The organism is Mycolicibacterium madagascariense, from assembly GCF_010729665.1.
GTDB lineage: Bacteria > Actinomycetota > Actinomycetes > Mycobacteriales > Mycobacteriaceae > Mycobacterium > Mycobacterium madagascariense.
This window is the reverse complement of record NZ_AP022610.1, coordinates 2,719,818-2,735,362: the sequence shown is the minus strand read 5'-3', so window position 1 is coordinate 2,735,362 and position 15,545 is coordinate 2,719,818. Positions and strand designations below refer to the sequence as shown.

The window sequence follows — 15,545 nt, the reverse complement described above, 5'->3', positions numbered from 1 at the left end:
AGCGCTGCTCTACGATCGGGCGATGGCCGTAGGACACGTGCACGAGGTGCGCCGGCAGCGCAGTCGCGGCCCCATGCGTCTCGTCGACGCGCTGCCGCTGCCCAGCCTGCGCATGCAGCGGATCGTCGCCGCGGCCGTCGTCCTGACCCAGGGCGGCATCGCCGTGACCGGCGCGATCGTCCGGGTCACGTCGTCGGGACTGGGCTGCCCGACCTGGCCGCAATGCTTCCCCGGCAGCTTCGTGCCGGTCCCGGTCGCGGAGGTGCCGATCGTGCACCAGGCCGTCGAGTTCGGCAACCGCATGATCACGTTCCTCGTCGTGCTGACGGCGATCGCCGCGGTCCTTGCGGTCCTGCGCGCCCGGCGACGCCGCGAGGTGCTGATCTACGCCTGGCTGATGCCCGCCTCGACGGTGCTGCAGGCCGTGCTCGGCGGCATCACCGTGCTCACGGGACTGCTGTGGTGGACCGTGGCGATCCACCTCTTGGTCTCCATGCTGATGGTGTGGCTGGCGGTGCAGCTGTTCGTCAAGATCGGTCAGCCGGACGACGGCGTCCCCACCCTGCTGGTGCCGAATGCCCTGCGGCAGTTGACCGCACTCAGCGCCATTGCCCTGTCGGTCGTGCTGGTGACCGGCACGATGGTGACGGGAGCGGGACCCCACGCCGGCGACAAGAGCGCCACGGCGCCCGTGCCGAGGCTGGGACTCGACATCGTCACGCTGGTCTACCGGCACTCGTCGCTGGTGGCCGCCTACCTGTGCCTGCTGATCGGCCTGGCCTTCGGCCTGCTCGCCGTGCGGGCCCCCCGCCTGGTCACGATGCGCGTCGTCGTGCTGCTCGTCGCGGTCGCCCTGCAGGGCATGGTCGGCACCGTGCAGTTCTTCACCGGCGTGCCCGCCGCCCTGGTCGCGGTGCACGTCGCGGGTGCGGCCATCTGCACCGCCGCGACGGCGGCGCTATGGGCGTCGATGCGACAGCGGACCGAGGCCGAGGGGACCGAGGCCGAGCCGCTGCAGGGCTGACTCCACCCCGATGGCGAAGGCGCGCTGCTGGAGGTCGCGTCGCGCCTCGTCGAGCTGACGCCAGCCCAACGACGGCTCCACCAATTCGAGTTCGAGCAACCGCGGATCGGCCGCGTCGCCGATGACGTCCACCCGGGCGTACAGCAATTCCTCGACACCGACGTCCAGCCGGGCCGCCGCGGCCGCCAGCGCCGCGTGCCCGACCTCCCACAGCTCGTCGTCGGGATCGGCCGGGCGCAGGGTCTCGGTGGCGTAGGTGCCGGAGTCGTCGAGTGCCGCGGTGGCGCCGGGCGGCGGCAACATCGGGCCCTTGGTGAACGCGTGCGACTGTTCGCCGCCGAGGAACACCATCGCGGTCTCGCCGTCGGCGATCCGTCGGTCATAGGGCTGCACCAGCGCGGTGCGGCCGTCGGCGTGCAGGGCCGCGGCGTGGCGGCGGGCCGACTCGGCATCGGTGAAGCGTTGCGCGCCAACCGATCCCGCGCCGATCGCCGGCTTCACGACGATCTCACTGGGCGGGATGTGGACCTCCTCCCCCGGCGCGAAGAACGCGCTCGCCACCGTGGGAACGCCCGCGGCCGCGAGATCGGCCAGGTACCGCTTGTCGGTGTTCCAGGCCACCACGGCCGGTGCGTTGACCAGGTTGCGGACTTGCCGCGTCCAGGTCAGGAACTCGTCGAGGCGATCGGTGTAGTCCCACGTCGCCCGCAGCACGACCAGGTCGGCATCCAGGGTCGCCGGGTCGTCCCACGCGAGCCACCGCGCGTGCAGACCCCTGGCGCGCAGGGCCGGGACGAGGCCCGCGTCGTCCCCGTCGCCCTCGACCAGGGCGCGACACCCCGCCAGCACGAGGGTGGGATGGCGGACGTCGGGTCGGGCGAGTTTCACGGTGGAATGATAGGGGCCATGCATGCGATCGAGGTGTCCGAGACCGGCGGCCCGGAAGTCCTGACCTACGTCGAGAAGCCCGAGCCCACCCCGGGACCCGGCCAGGTCCTCATCAAGGCCGACGCGATCGGCGTCAACTTCATCGACACGTACTTCCGCTCGGGGCTCTATCCCAGACCGACGCCGTTCGTGGTCGGCACCGAGGTGTGCGGCACCGTGGCCGCCGTCGGCGAGGACGTCGCCGCGCTCAACGTCGGCGATCGGGTCGTCACCGCCCAGGCCGATGGCGCGTACGCCGAATACAGCCTGGCGCCAGCCGATTTCGTGGCCTACGTCCCCGACGCCGTCCCCGCCGAGGTGGCGGCGTCGGCACTGCTGAAGGGCATGACGGCGCACTATCTGCTCAAGTCCGTCCATCCCGTGCAGCAGGGCGACACCGTCCTCGTGCACGCCGGGGCGGGCGGCGTCGGGCTGCTCCTCACGCAGTGGGCCACCAGCATGGCGGTCAAGGTCATCTCCACCGTCTCGACGGAGGCGAAGGCCGAACTGTCCCGGCAGGCCGGCGCCGTGGAGGTGCTCGACTATCCCGAGGACCCCGCGGAGTTCGGCGCCAAGATCCGCGAGCTGACCGGTGGGCGCGGGGTCGCCGCCGTGTATGACGGCGTCGGCAAGTCGACGTTCGAGGCCAGCCTGGCCAGCCTCGCGATCCGCGGCACGCTAGCCCTGTTCGGGGCGTCCAGCGGACCCGTGCCCGCATTCGACCCGCAGCGGCTCAACAGCGCCGGCTCGCTGTTCCTCACCCGGCCGACGCTGGCCCACTACACCCGCACCCAGGACGAATTCTCTTGGCGCGCAGGCGAACTCCTCGACGCCATCGCGACCGGCACGCTCTCGGTGACCGTCAGCGAACGGTATCCGCTGGCCGAGGCCGCCACGGCACACACCGATCTGCAGGGTCGCAAGACCGTCGGTTCGGTCGTCCTCGTTCCCTGATCGCTTCGGTGGCCGCGGGGGCCTAATCTGGGCGACGTGGCCGACGACCTGGTGGTGACGCCCACCTTCGTCGTGCCGGGGTCCGAGCTGACGGAGCGGTTCTCCCGGTCCTCGGGCCCCGGCGGCCAGGGTGTGAACACCGCCGACAGTCGCGTCGCGCTGTCCTTCGACGTGGCCCGCTCGGCGGCCGTCCCACCGTGGCTGCGCTACCGGATCCTGTGCAATCTGCGGGGCCGCCTCGCCCGCGGGGTACTCACTATCACGGCCAGTGAGCATCGCAGCCAGCTGCAGAACCGTACTGCCGCCCGCGAGCGCATGGGCCGCATCCTGCGCGACGCCGCGGCGGCCCCTCCCCCGACCCGCAGGCCGACGACGCCGTCGCGCGGGGCGAGGGAACGCCGAATCGCCGACAAGAAGCGTCGCGGCCAGACCAAGCAGCGTCGCCGCGGCGGGGACTGGGACTAACGCCCGAACAGCGTGGGCAACGCCAGCGCCGAGTCGACGGCGAGCGCGCAGAACAGCACGGCCAGGTAGTTGTTCGACTGCAGGAACAACCGCAGCGGCTTCACGGGCTCGCCCCGCTTGACCCCGGCGTACAGCTGGTGGGCCATCGTCAGGAACCAGGCGCCCGCCAGCAGTGCGACCGCGGCGTACAGCCACCCGGTGGCCAGCGCGAGCGCCAGCGTCGTCAGCACGGTAAGCCACGTGTAGATCAGGATCTGCTTGGTGACCTGCCGCTCGGTGGCCACGACCGGCAGCATCGGCACGCCGGCGGCCTCGTAGTCCTCCTTGTAGCGCATCGCCAGTGCCCAGGTGTGCGGCGGCGTCCAGAAGAAGATGATTCCGAACATCACCAGCGCGGGCCACTGGATGGTGCCCGTCACGGCCGACCAGCCGATCATCACGGGCATGCAGCCCGCGGCTCCACCCCAGACGACGTTCTGCGACGTGCGGCGCTTGAGCAGCAGCGTGTAGACGAAGACGTAGAACAGGATCGTCGCGATCGCCAGCACGCCGGAGAGCAGGTTGGTCGTCCACCACAGCCAGGCGAAGGAGCCCGCACTCAGCAGCAGGCCGAACACCAGTGCGTGGCGGGTGGGCACGGACGCCCTGGCCAGCGGCCGCAGCGCCGTCCGCTTCATGACCTTGTCGATGTCGGCGTCGGCCACGCAGTTGAGCGTGTTGGCGCCCGCGGCGGCGAGCATGCCGCCGAACAGCGTGTTGACGATCAGCAGCGGGTTCACCGTGCCGCGATGGGCCAGGAGCATGGCGGGGATGGTGGTGACCAGCAACAGCTCGATCACGCGCGGCTTGGTCAGGGCCAGATACGCCAGCAACGTGGCGCGTGTGCGCCCCGGCGCCTCGCGGGAATTACGGCGCTCGCGAATGCTCACGCAGTTGTTCTCCTCGTAATTCGCGGCAGCACGCGGCTTCTACTACAGGCGATGGTAGACCGTGGAACCGAGCATCCGACAACGCAGGGTCACCCGACGTGAACGAAGGACGAACGAGAACGACGCGGCCTGCAGCGTTGAACCGGTTCGCACTAGGGTATTCGTCAGACAGGTTGCCCACCCGAGGAGCTCGCTCGTGACCACTGTTGAAGAAATCTCCGAACTGACCCGCCCCCACCATCCGGAGGATTGGGCCGACGTCGATTCGGAGTCCGTCGACACCGTTCGGGTGCTCGCAGCCGACGCCGTGCAGAAGGTCGGCAATGGTCATCCCGGCACCGCGATGAGCCTGGCGCCGTTGGCCTACACGCTGTTCCAGCGCCAGATGGTCCACGATCCGTCCGACGTGCACTGGCTGGGCCGCGACCGCTTCGTCCTGTCGTGCGGGCACAGCAGCCTGACGCTCTACATCCAGCTCTACCTCGGTGGGTTCGGTCTGGAGCTCAGCGACATCGAGTCACTGCGCACGTTCAAGTCCAAGACGCCCGGGCACCCGGAGTTCCGGCATACCGACGGCGTCGAGATCACCACGGGACCGCTGGGCCAGGGTCTGGCGTCGGCGGTCGGCATGGCGATGGCGTCGCGCTACGAGCGCGGTCTCTTCGATCCCGACGCGGCACCGGGCGACAGCCCCTTCGATCACTTCATCTACGTGATCGCCTCCGACGGCGACATGGAGGAGGGGATCACCTCCGAGGCCAGCTCGCTCGCGGGCACCCAGCAGCTCGGCAATCTCATCGTCTTCTACGACCACAACCAGATCTCCATCGAGCACGACACGAACATCGCCCTGTCGGAGAACGTCGCCGACCGCTATCGCGCCTACGGCTGGCACGTCCAGGAGGTCGAGGGCGGCGAGAACGTCGTCGGCATCGAGGAGGCGATCAAGGCCGCCAAGGCGGTCACCGACAAGCCATCGTTCATCTCGCTGCGCACCATCATCGGCTATCCCGCCCCGACCAAGATGAACACCGGCGGCGTCCACGGATCGGCGCTCGGCGACGAGGAAGTGGCCGCGACGAAGAAGGTCCTTGGCTTCGACCCGGACAAGACGTTCGAGGTGCGCCCCGAGGTCATCGAGCACACCCGCAAGCTCGTCGAGCGCGGTCGCGAGGCCCACGAGAAGTGGCAGCCCGGCTTCGACGCGTGGGCCGAGCGCGAGCCCGAGCGCAAGAAACTGCTCGACCGACTGCTGGCCCAGGAACTGCCCGACGGCTGGGACGCCGACGTCACCTACTGGGAACCGGGATCGAAGCCGCTGGCCACCCGGGCGGCGTTCGGCAAGGTGCTCAACGACGTGGCGACCAAGCTGCCCGAGCTGTGGGGCGGCTCGGCCGACCTCGCCGGGAGCAACAACACCACCATCGAGGGCGTGAAGTCCTTTGGGCCGCCGTCGATCTCGACCGAGGACTTCAAGGCGGACTGGTACGGCCGCGTGCTGCACTTCGGCATCCGCGAGCACGCGATGGGCGCGATCCTGTCCGGCATCGTGCTGCACGGCCCGACCCGCGCGTTCGGCGGCACGTTCCTGCAGTTCTCCGACTACATGCGCGCCTCGGTGCGACTGGCGTCGCTGATGGACATCGACACGATCTACATCTGGACGCACGACTCGATCGGGCTGGGCGAGGACGGCCCGACCCATCAGCCGATCGAGCACCTCGCCGCGCTGCGGGCGATCCCCAACCTCTCCGTGGTGCGCCCCGGTGACCCCAACGAGACGGCGTACGCGTGGCGCAACATCGTCGCCAGGGGCAACGGGAGCGGGCCGGTCGGTTTCATCCTCACCCGGCAGGGCATTCCCGTCCTCGAGGGGACCGATTACGAGGGCGTGGGCAAGGGTGGCTACGTCCTCGGAGGGGGCAATCCCGCTGACGACGCCGACGTGATCATCATCGGCACCGGCTCGGAACTGCAATTGGCCGTGGAGGCGAAGAAGTTGTTGGCCGAGAAGGACATCAACGCCTACGTCGTGTCCATGCCCTGCGTGGAGTGGTTCGAGTCGCAGCCGAAGGAATATCGCGACAGCGTGCTCCCCCCCTCGGTGTCGGCTCGGGTCGCCGTCGAGGCGGCCGTCGCGATGAGTTGGCACAAGCTGGTCGGCGACACCGGCGAAATCGTCTCGATCGAGCACTACGGCGAATCTGCCGACGAGAAGACGCTGTTCCGCGAGTTCGGCTTCACTCCCGAGGCCGTCGCCGCCGCCGCGGAACGCACGCTCGACAACTGATCCACTCACCTAGGAGTACCGATGACCCAGAATCCGAACCTCGCGGCGCTGAGCGCCGAGGGCGTCTCCGTATGGCTCGACGACCTGTCGCGTGAGCGCCTGCAGACCGGCAATCTGCAGAACCTCATCGACACGCACAGCGTCGTCGGCGTGACGACCAACCCGTCGATCTTCCAGGCCGCCCTCTCGAAGGGAACCGCCTACGACGACCAGGTCAAGGAACTGGCCGAGCGCGGCGCCGACGTCGACGCGACCATCCGCACCGTCACCACCGACGACGTCCGCAACGCCTGCGACGTCCTCGCGAAGGTCTACGAGACCTCCGGCGGCGTCGACGGCCGGGTGTCCATCGAGGTCGACCCGCGGGTCGCGCACGACACCGACAAGACGATCCTGCAGGCCGTCGAGCTGTGGAAGATCGTCGACCGGCCCAACGTGCTGATCAAGATTCCCGCGACGAAGGCGGGTCTGCCCGCCATCACGGCCGTGATCGCCGAGGGCATCTCGGTCAACGTCACCCTGATCTTCTCCGTCGAGCGCCACCGCGAGGTGATGGACGCCTACCTCGCCGGTCTGGAGAAGGCGAAGGACACCGGCCACGACCTGTCCAAGATCCACTCAGTGGCCTCGTTCTTCGTCTCCCGCGTGGACACCGAGATCGACAAGCGCCTCGAGGACATCGGTTCCGAGGAGGCACTGGAGCTGCGCGGCAAGGCCGGCGTCGCCAACGCTCGGCTGGCCTACGCCGCCTACCAGCAGGTGTTCGTCGGCGGGGAACGCTTCGAGGCGCTGGCCGCCGACGGCGCGCGGGTGCAGCGGCCGCTGTGGGCGTCGACCGGGGTCAAGAACCCCGACTACTCCGACACGCTCTACGTGACCGAGTTGGTCGCGAAGAACACCGTCAACACCATGCCGGAGAAGACCCTGGAGGCCGTCGCCGACCACGGCGAGGTCAAGGGCGACACGATCAGCGGCACGGCCGGCGCCTCGCAGATGGTGTTCGATCAGCTGGCGTCGATCGGCATCGACCTCACCGACGTGTTCCTGGTGCTGGAGAACGAGGGCGTCGACAAGTTCGAGAAGTCGTGGGGCGAGCTGCTCGAGGCCACCCAGGGCCAGCTGGACGAAAAGAAGTCTTGAGCCCTCCGGTGAGTGGTGCTGGCGCTGCCACCGGTTGGCAGAACCCGCTGCGGGACAAGCTCGACAAGCGCTTGCCCCGCATCGCGGGTCCGTGTGCGGTCGTCATCTTCGGCGTGACCGGCGATCTGGCGACCAAGAAGTTGATGCCCGCCATCTACGACCTCGCCAACCGGGGCCTGCTGCCCCCGACCTTCTCGCTGGTCGGTTTCGCCCGCCGGGACTGGACCGATGCGGACTTCGGCGACATCGTGCTGAAGGCGGTCCAGGCGCATGCGCGCACGCCGTTCCGGCAGGAGGTCTGGGACCGGCTCAACGAAGGCATCCGGTTCGTCAAGGGCGCCTTCGACGAGGACGCGGCGTTCGCGCGGCTGGCCGAGACCCTCGCCAAACTCGATGCCGAGCGTGGCACCGGTGGCAATCACGCCTTCTACCTGTCGATTCCGCCGAAGGCCTTCCCGACGGTCTGCGAACAGCTGTCGACGTCGGGCCTGACGCGGCCCGACGGTGACCGGTGGAGCCGCGTGGTGATCGAGAAGCCGTTCGGGCACGACCTGGAGAGCGCGAAGTCACTCAACCAGGTCGTCAACAGCGTGTTCCCCGAGTCGTCGGTGTTCCGCATCGACCACTACCTCGGCAAGGAGACGGTCCAGAACATCCTGGCCCTGCGATTCGCGAACCAGCTGTTCGACCCGATCTGGAACGCCCACTACGTCGATCACGTCCAGATCACCATGGCCGAGGACATCGGTCTCGGCGGGCGCGCCGGCTACTACGACGGCGTGGGCGCCGCGCGCGACGTGATCCAGAACCACCTCATCCAGCTGCTGGCGCTGACCGCGATGGAGGAGCCCGTCAACTTCAGTCCCGCCGAGTTGCAGGCCGAGAAGATCAAGGTGCTCTCCGCCACCCGACTGGCAGAACCGTTGCAGGAGAACACCTCTCGCGGTCAGTACACCGCGGGCTGGCAGGGCGGTCAGAAGGTGGTCGGCCTGCTCGAGGAGGACGGCTTCTCCTCGACGTCGACCACCGAGACGTTCGCCGCGATCACCCTCGAGGTGGACACCAGGCGGTGGGCCGGCGTGCCGTTCTATCTGCGCACCGGCAAGCGGCTCGGCCGTCGGGTCACCGAGATCGCCCTGGTGTTCAAGCGGGCGCCGCATCTGCCGTTCGACGCCACGATGACCGATGAACTCGGCAAGAACGCGCTCGTCATCCGGGTGCAACCCGACGAGGGCATCACGCTGCGCTTCGGCTCCAAGGTCCCGGGTCATGCGATGGAGGTCCGCGACGTCAACATGGACTTCTCCTACGGGTCGGCCTTCGCCGAGGAGTCCCCCGAGGCGTACGAGAGATTGATCCTCGACGTGCTGCTCGGTGAGCCCTCGTTGTTCCCCGTGAACCAGGAGGTCGAATTGTCTTGGCAGATATTGGATCCCGCGCTGGAGCACTGGGCGTCGCACGGTAAGCCGGATCCCTATGAGGCCGGCGGGTGGGGCCCGCAGTCGGCGTTCGAGATGTTGCAGCGCACCGGCCGGGAATGGCGCCGGCCGTGACGCGCGCCTACGCGAGGAGCCGTCAATCGTGATCGTCGACATCGAGGACACCACGACGACCGCGGTCAACAAGAAGCTCGACGGTCTGCGCGAAGAGGGCGGCGCGTTCACGATGGCGCGGGTGCTGACCCTGGTCATCGCCCCCGACAGCGAGGACATGCTGGAGGAGTCCATCGAGGCGGCCAACGCGGCCAGCCGCGAGCACCCGTGCCGCGTGATCGTCGTGCTCCCGGTCGATCGCGACGCCGCCGACCCCAAGCTGGACGCCCAGATCCGGGTCGGGCACGACGCCGGGGCCGGCGAGGTGGTGGTGCTCAAGCTGACCGGTCCGCTGGCCGCGCACGCCGACAGCGTCGTCACGCCGTTCCTGCTGCCCGACACCCCGGTGGTGGCCTGGTGGCCTGACGTCGCGCCGCGCGTCCCGGCACGAGATCCATTGGGCCAGTTGGCGATTCGCCGCATCACCGATGCGACCTTCGGCACCGACCCGCTGGCGTGCATCAAGAGTCGGCTGGAGGGCTACACTCCCGGCGACACCGATCTGGCCTGGAGCCGGATCACGTACTGGCGGGCGATGCTGACCTCCGCGATCGACCAAGGCCCCCACGAGGACATCACCTCCGCGCTGGTGTCCGGCCGCGCCGAGGAGCCGGCCCTCGACGTCCTCGCCGGCTGGCTCGCGAGCCGCATCAACGGCCCGGTGCAACGGGCCCGCGGCGAGCTCAAGGTCGAGCTGGTGCGGCCCAGCGAGACCATCACGCTGAGCCGACCGCAGGACGGCGTCACCGCCAGCCTGACCAGGACGGCCCAGCCCGAGGCCAAACTTCCGTTGGGCCGCAGGGAGACTCGCGACTGCCTCGCCGAGGACCTGCGACGGCTCGACGCCGATGACATCTATCTCGAGGCGCTGAAGGGGATCGACAAGGTGGAGTACCTGTGAGCGAGACGGTGATCGAGAAGTACGCGGACTCCGATGCCCTGGTGGCGGCGGCCGGACAGCGGCTGGCGGGCGCCATCACCGCGGCGATCGGCGCCCGCGGCGCGGCCTACGTCTCGCTGACCGGCGGCGGCACCGGGATCAAGATGCTCAAGCACCTGGGCGACAACGACGACGCGGTCGATTGGTCCAAGGTGCACGTGTTCTGGGGCGACGACCGCTACGTCCCCGCCGACGACGACGAGCGCAACGACAAGCAGGCCCGCGAGGCGCTGCTGGATCACGTCGACATCCCGGCCGCCAACGTGCACGCCATGCCGGCCAGCGACGGTGAGTTCGGCGCCGACATCGACGCCGCCGCGCTCGCCTACGAGCAGGTCCTGGCCGCCAATGCCCCCGGCGGTGGGCCCACCCCGGAATTCGACGTGCACCTGCTCGGCATGGGCCCGGAAGGGCACGTCAACTCGCTGTTCCCCCACACCAAGGCCACCGCAGAGACCCAGCGGTTCGTCGTCGGCGTCACCGACTCCCCCAAGCCCCCGCCGCAGCGCCTAACGCTGACGTTGCCCGCGGTCGTCAGGTCGCGGGAGGTGTGGCTGGTGGTCTCGGGCAGCGAGAAGGCCGAGGCGGTCGCGGCCGCCGTCAACGGCGCGAGCGCCGAGGACTTCCCCGCGGCGGGCGCGGTCGGCCGCGACGCGACGGTGTGGCTCCTCGACAAAGCCGCCGCGGCGGACCTCTAGCAACCCCCATACTGTCTGCCATGGCAGACAAGGGAGTCGGCCGCTCGACCAGCGGGCGCCAGCGGATCAGGACCTTGACGCAGGCGGCGCTCAACGCCGACGTCACGGTGGAGCAGGTGGACACCCTGCTCACCGAACTCGGCGACACGCTGAGCGACCTCGACAAGTCGACCAGCGGGCTGGACGCCACGCTGGAGCGGTTCAACCAGACCATCACCCGCATCGACGAATTGGCGCCGCGGCTGATCGGCGTCGTCGAACGCCTCGAGGTTATCGTGGACCGGGTCGAGCGCATCGTAGGGCTCGGCGAGTCGGTGATCGCGCCGTGGTCGGCCACCGAGCATGCGGTTCGCGGTGCGCTCAACGCCGTGCGCAGGACCACCGGCATCTGAGTGCCCGGCCCCCTCGACGTCCTGCCCGTCGCCGACGGGATCGGCCTGCCCTGGGACGTCCCCGTCGACGATGCGGTGGGGGCCATCGCCGCGGCCCGCGCCACGCACGGCGACGCCTTCGTGGTGCGCAGCGCCGGCGACGACTACCTGTTCACGTTCTCCGCCACCGGCGTCGAGTCGTTCTACGCGCTGCCGGAGGACGCGGCCAGCAAGGGGCTCGCCGACTACCTGATGCTGCGGCGCAAACTGCCCGACGAGGTGTTCACCGGCCGGCGGCTGCTGCCTGCCGCGCTGTTCCGTCGCGACGACGTGTCGTCCTATCTGGTCAACCTCGCCGAGGCCCTCGACGCGACCGAGCGCGAACTGGGCGCGCGCGGCGAGGTCGACCTGTTCGCACTCGTGCGGCGGCTCGGTCATCGCATGGGGTTGGCGTCGTGGGCCGGTCCGGGCAGCGCCGACGGGGCGGCCTTCGAGCGGTTGGTGGCGGCGTTCGACGTGCTCGACGGGTCCGAGGCGTTCGTCCACCCCGACGCGATGGCGGCCGTCGCGGCGTCGGGGAAGCGCGCCGAGCGGGCCGCCCTCGACGACGTCGCCGCGGTCGTCGACGCGGCCGTGCGTCGGCAGGAGGCGGGTGACGCACCGGGCGCGGGGTTGTTCGGCCGCATCGTCGACGCGTGGGCGGGCGAACCCGCGGAAGAGCGCTCCCGCGGCATCGCGATGGACGTGGCGCTCATTCACGTCGCCTCGATGTCGAACCTGATGGCGGCGCTGGGCTGGGCGATCGTCGACCTGGTGGCCGACCCCGATCGGCTGCGGCTGGTCGCGTCGGGTGATCGGGAGCTGGCTCAGCGCTGCGCCCTGGAGAGCACGCGGCTGGCGCAGCGCTCCATCATGGCCCGCGCCGTGGTGCAGCCGGTCGCGTTCGACACCGGCGTCGGCGTCGTCGACGTGCCACCCGGATGGACCATCGCGACCCTGCTGCCGCTGCTCAACGCCTCGGCCGCGCCGGGGCTGCACGAGTGGGATCCCGACCGATGGCATCGCCACCGCCTGGCCGACACGACTGCGCTGGCGTCGCCGATGCTGGTGACGGCCTTCGGGCACGGCAGACATTCCTGTCCGGCGCAATCGTTTTCGCTGTCGGCCATGACGATGGCCATGATCCGTCTGTGCGGCCGCTATGACGTGACGCCGGCCTGGGCCGAGTATCCGCGATCGGTGCCCGCGCAGATCGGCGGCGTCGCGCGCTCGGCCGACCCCTGCGTCATCCGGTACGCCCGCCGCTGACACCCCCCGGCGAGCAGACGCCAAAGTGCGCGACACGCCGCGGAAAGGCGCATGTTTGCGGCTGCTCGCGGGATGACAGTGAGGCGCTACCCGCTGTTGCGCAGCGCCGTGGCGAGCCCGCTCATCGTCAGCAGGATGCCGCGCTGCACCAACTCGTCCTCGTCGCCGGAACGGTAGCGCCGCAACAGCTCCACCTGCAGGTGGTTCAGCGGCTCGAGGTAGGGGAAGCGGTTGAACACCGAGCGCGCGAGGGCGGGGTTGTCGGCCAGCAGATCGTCCTGGCCGGTGATGAGGCGCAGCATCGCCAGCGTCCTGTCGTGCTCGGCCACGATCCGGTCGAATACCCGGTGCCGCAGCGCCTCGTCGGCGACGAGCTCGGAGTACCTGGCCGCCAGTCCCATGTCGGCCTTCGCGAGCACCTGGGCCATGTTCGACAGCACCGAGCGGAAGAACGGCCACTTCTCGTAGAGGTCCTGCAGCACGGCGAGCCTGTCCTGGCTGGATTCCGGTCCGGCGTCGATCCAGTCCTGGAAGGCGGTCCCCGTCCCGTACCAGCCCGGCAGCATCACGCGGGACTGGCTCCACGCCAGCACCCACGGTATGGCGCGCAGGTCGGAGATCGCCGTGGTGGGCTTGCGGGAGGCGGGCCGGCTGCCGATGTTGAGGGCGCCGATCTCGCTGACCGGTGTCGACTGCTTGAAGTAGTCCACGAAACCCGGTGTCTCGTGCACCAATTCGGAGTACGCGCGCTGGGCGCGGGCGGCCAGATCGTCGAGCACCCGGTAGGCGGGCTCGGCCGCGTCGCCGAGACCCTCGACGTCCAGCAGCGTGGATTCCAGCGTGGCGGCCAGCAGGGTCTCCAGGTTGCGGTGCGCGATGGTCGGTTCGGCGTACTTGGCGGCGATGACCTCGCCCTGCTCGGTGAGGCGCAGCGAGCCCTTCACGGCGCCCGGCGGCTGCGCCAGGATCGCGTCGTAGCTCGGCCCGCCGCCGCGGCCGACGGTCCCGCCGCGACCATGGAAGAGCCGCAACCGGATTCCCGTCTTGCGGGCGGTGTCGACGAGGTCGAGCTCGGCACGGTAGAGCGCCCAGTTGGCCGCCAGGTACCCGCCGTCCTTGTTGGAGTCGGAGTACCCCAGCATGACCTCCTGCTGTTCGCCGCGGGCGTGCACGAGGTCGCGGTACAGCGGAATGTCCAGTACCGCTTCGAGAATGGTCGATCCGCGCTGCAGGTCGTCGATGGTCTCGAACAGCGGCACGACCCCGACGGGGCTGTAGGGCTGCTCGCTGGACGCGTCGAGCAGGCCTGCCTCCTTGAGGAACACCGCGGCCTCGAGCATGTCCGACACCGACTCGCACATCGAGATGATGTAGTTGGGCACGGCTTCCGGACCGAACACCCGCACTGCGCGGGCGGCGGCCGCGGTGATGTCGAGCTCCTTGCGGGCCAGTTCGGACAGCTCCGCACCGGGGCCGATCAGCGGTCGGCGCGTGGCCAGCTCGGCGGTCAACAGCTCGACGCGGTCGGACTCGGCCAGCGAGCGGTAGTCGGGATGCACGCCCGCCCACGCGAGCACCTCGGCCATCACCTCCTCGTGGACGTCGGAGTTCTGCCGCAGATCCAGTCCGGAGAGGTGAAACCCGAAGACGTGCACGGCTTCTCGCAACCGGGCCAGCCGGTCGTCGGCCAGCACCGTGCTGCCGTTGGCGCGCAGGGACGCGTCGATGAGGTCCAGGTCGGCGAGGAACTCGGCGGGCGTCGAGTAGCTCGGCAGCCCCAGGTCGAGCAGGTGTTCCGGTTGGCGGTCGAGGATCTCGCCGGCCGTCCCCGTCAGGCGAGCGTGGATGACGCGCAGCGCGCGACGGTAGGGCTCGTCGGCCCGCTCCGGCTCGCCGTGCGCGTCGGTGAAGGCCTGCAGCTCCTCGCTGACGTGCACCAGCCGCACCGACATCGACAGCTCCTGCTCGAGCGCGCTGAGCTCGGCGAGGTAATGGGCCAACGCGGTGTAGGCGGCGCTGCCCGTGGCCAGCCTGACCACCTCGGCGTTGACGTTCGGGTTGCCGTCGCGGTCACCACCGATCCAGGAGCCCGGACGCAGGATGGGCTGTTCGAGCACGTGCGCCTCGGGCCAGCGGGCCTGCAGCGCCGTGCGCACCTCGGCGTTGACCTTGGGGATCACGTCGAAGAACGCCGCCTGGTAGTAGCGCAGACCCGTCTCGATCTCGTCTTGAATCCGCAACCGCGACAACCGAATCAGTGCCGTCTGCCAGAGCACCAGGATGTGGCGGCGCAGCTCGAGCTCGATGCTGCGGCCGTCGTCGGTGTGCTCGTGGCCGCGCAGCCGCAGCCGCATCAGCTCGGTGATCCGGTGCTGGGTGTCGAACACCGTGCGGCGCCGCGTCTCGGTGGGGTGCGCGGTGATGACCGGTGACACCAGCGCCCCGGCCAACGACTCGGCGACCGTCTTGGAGTCGAGGTCGGCGGACTCCAGCTTGAGATAGGTCGCCGCCAGGCTGCTGCGCTGCGGCGGTTCGCCCGCCGCGACGTGGATGGCGCGACGGCGTTCGCGGTGGATGTCCTCGGCGACGTTGGCCAGCAGCGCGAAGTGGGTGAACGCGCGGATGACCGGGATCGCCTTCTTGGCGTCGATGCCGTCGAACAGGCTGGCCAGCTCGGCCCGGTCGATCTCGGAGCGCCGCACCTGGAACGAGCCCACCCGGGCGCGCTCCACCAGGTCGAAGATCTCGTCGCCGTTCTGTTCCCGGACCGTGTCGCCGAGGATCGCGCCGAGCAGTCGGATGTCCTCGCGCATGGGTTCGGTGGCCTCGCGGCCTACCTGGGTGCGGCGCACCGAGCCGATGGGTGCGAGGGCGGTGTCGGGAGCGTCTGCCATGGCGTCAAGTATC

General features: G+C 69.7%; 13 protein-coding genes. 10 read left to right on the top strand and 3 right to left on the bottom strand.

The window, feature by feature from the left end; genetic code table 11:
• The first annotated feature begins 22 nt into the window (after positions 1-22).
• A complete protein-coding gene (locus G6N60_RS12905; protein ID WP_246240618.1) occupies positions 23-1,024 on the top strand; it encodes a COX15/CtaA family protein in 1,002 nt (333 codons plus the stop codon).
• Here G6N60_RS12905 and G6N60_RS12900 read toward each other — a convergent pair.
• A complete protein-coding gene (locus tag G6N60_RS12900) occupies positions 959-1,912 on the bottom strand; it encodes an ATP-grasp domain-containing protein (protein WP_163737516.1) in 954 nt (317 codons plus the stop codon). The two genes, G6N60_RS12905 and G6N60_RS12900, sit on opposite strands and share 66 nt — an antisense overlap.
• Positions 1,913-1,930: 18 nt before the next feature.
• Here G6N60_RS12900 and G6N60_RS12895 point away from each other — a divergent pair, with 18 nt between their 5' ends.
• Together G6N60_RS12895 and arfB are read left to right on the top strand one after the other, a co-directional pair.
• The gene (locus G6N60_RS12895) at positions 1,931-2,905 is read left to right on the top strand and encodes a quinone oxidoreductase family protein (RefSeq protein WP_163737513.1); all 975 of its coding nucleotides are present in this window, start codon (positions 1,931-1,933) and stop codon (positions 2,903-2,905) included.
• Between the two features lie 36 nt (positions 2,906-2,941).
• Positions 2,942-3,370: an alternative ribosome rescue aminoacyl-tRNA hydrolase ArfB gene (arfB, locus tag G6N60_RS12890; RefSeq protein WP_179969685.1), complete on the top strand. Its 429-nt coding sequence runs from the start codon at positions 2,942-2,944 to the stop codon at positions 3,368-3,370.
• On the opposite strand, the gene G6N60_RS12885 is transcribed toward arfB, so the two are convergent.
• Positions 3,367-4,299 carry a heme o synthase gene (locus G6N60_RS12885; protein ID WP_163737510.1) on the bottom strand — a complete coding sequence of 311 codons (933 nt, stop codon included), beginning with the start codon at positions 4,297-4,299 and terminating at the stop codon, positions 3,367-3,369. The genes arfB and G6N60_RS12885 overlap by 4 nt on opposite strands.
• 196 nt (positions 4,300-4,495) lie before the next feature.
• Here G6N60_RS12885 and tkt point away from each other — a divergent pair, with 196 nt between their 5' ends.
• Genes tkt through G6N60_RS12850 form a run of 7 tightly spaced genes read left to right on the top strand, consistent with a single transcriptional unit; the run spans position 4,496 to position 12,638 of the window.
• Positions 4,496-6,589: a transketolase gene (gene tkt, locus G6N60_RS12880; RefSeq protein WP_163737505.1), complete on the top strand. Its 2,094-nt coding sequence runs from the start codon at positions 4,496-4,498 to the stop codon at positions 6,587-6,589.
• A 21-nt stretch (positions 6,590-6,610) separates the two neighbouring features.
• Positions 6,611-7,729, top strand: coding sequence for a transaldolase (tal, locus tag G6N60_RS12875; protein ID WP_163737502.1), 1,119 nt, complete (start codon positions 6,611-6,613; stop codon positions 7,727-7,729).
• Between the two features lie 8 nt (positions 7,730-7,737).
• On the top strand, positions 7,738-9,282 hold the full coding sequence (zwf, locus tag G6N60_RS12870) for a glucose-6-phosphate dehydrogenase (protein ID WP_179969684.1): 1,545 nt from the start codon (positions 7,738-7,740) through the stop codon (positions 9,280-9,282).
• Between the two features lie 28 nt (positions 9,283-9,310).
• The gene (gene opcA / locus G6N60_RS12865; RefSeq protein ID WP_163737496.1) at positions 9,311-10,222 is read left to right on the top strand and encodes a glucose-6-phosphate dehydrogenase assembly protein OpcA; all 912 of its coding nucleotides are present in this window, start codon (positions 9,311-9,313) and stop codon (positions 10,220-10,222) included.
• Positions 10,219-10,959: a 6-phosphogluconolactonase gene (gene pgl, locus G6N60_RS12860; RefSeq protein WP_163737493.1), complete on the top strand. Its 741-nt coding sequence runs from the start codon at positions 10,219-10,221 to the stop codon at positions 10,957-10,959. The genes opcA and pgl overlap by 4 nt, the downstream gene beginning before the upstream one ends.
• 20 nt (positions 10,960-10,979) lie before the next feature.
• The gene (locus G6N60_RS12855; protein WP_163737491.1) at positions 10,980-11,351 is read left to right on the top strand and encodes an ATPase; all 372 of its coding nucleotides are present in this window, start codon (positions 10,980-10,982) and stop codon (positions 11,349-11,351) included.
• Positions 11,352-12,638, top strand: a complete 1,287-nt coding sequence (locus G6N60_RS12850) for a cytochrome (protein ID WP_163737488.1) — start codon at positions 11,352-11,354, stop codon at positions 12,636-12,638.
• An 86-nt stretch (positions 12,639-12,724) separates the two neighbouring features.
• Here the strand turns inward: G6N60_RS12850 and ppc are convergent, their stop codons facing one another.
• On the bottom strand, positions 12,725-15,532 hold the full coding sequence (gene ppc, locus G6N60_RS12845; RefSeq protein ID WP_163737485.1) for a phosphoenolpyruvate carboxylase: 2,808 nt from the start codon (positions 15,530-15,532) through the stop codon (positions 12,725-12,727).
• Positions 15,533-15,545: the final 13 nt, after the last annotated feature.

Bases quoted from the DNA above. Each gene is read 5' to 3' on its own strand.
- G6N60_RS12905 (WP_246240618.1), top strand. From the start codon at position 23: ATGGCCGTAGGACACGTGCACGAGGTGCGCCGGCAGCGCAGTCGCGGC.
- G6N60_RS12895 (WP_163737513.1), top strand. From the start codon at position 1,931: ATGCATGCGATCGAGGTGTCCGAGACCGGCGGCCCGGAAGTCCTGACC.
- tal (WP_163737502.1), top strand. From the start codon at position 6,611: ATGACCCAGAATCCGAACCTCGCGGCGCTGAGCGCCGAGGGCGTCTCC.
- G6N60_RS12855 (WP_163737491.1), top strand. From the start codon at position 10,980: ATGGCAGACAAGGGAGTCGGCCGCTCGACCAGCGGGCGCCAGCGGATC.
- ppc (WP_163737485.1), bottom strand. From the start codon at position 15,532: ATGGCAGACGCTCCCGACACCGCCCTCGCACCCATCGGCTCGGTGCGC.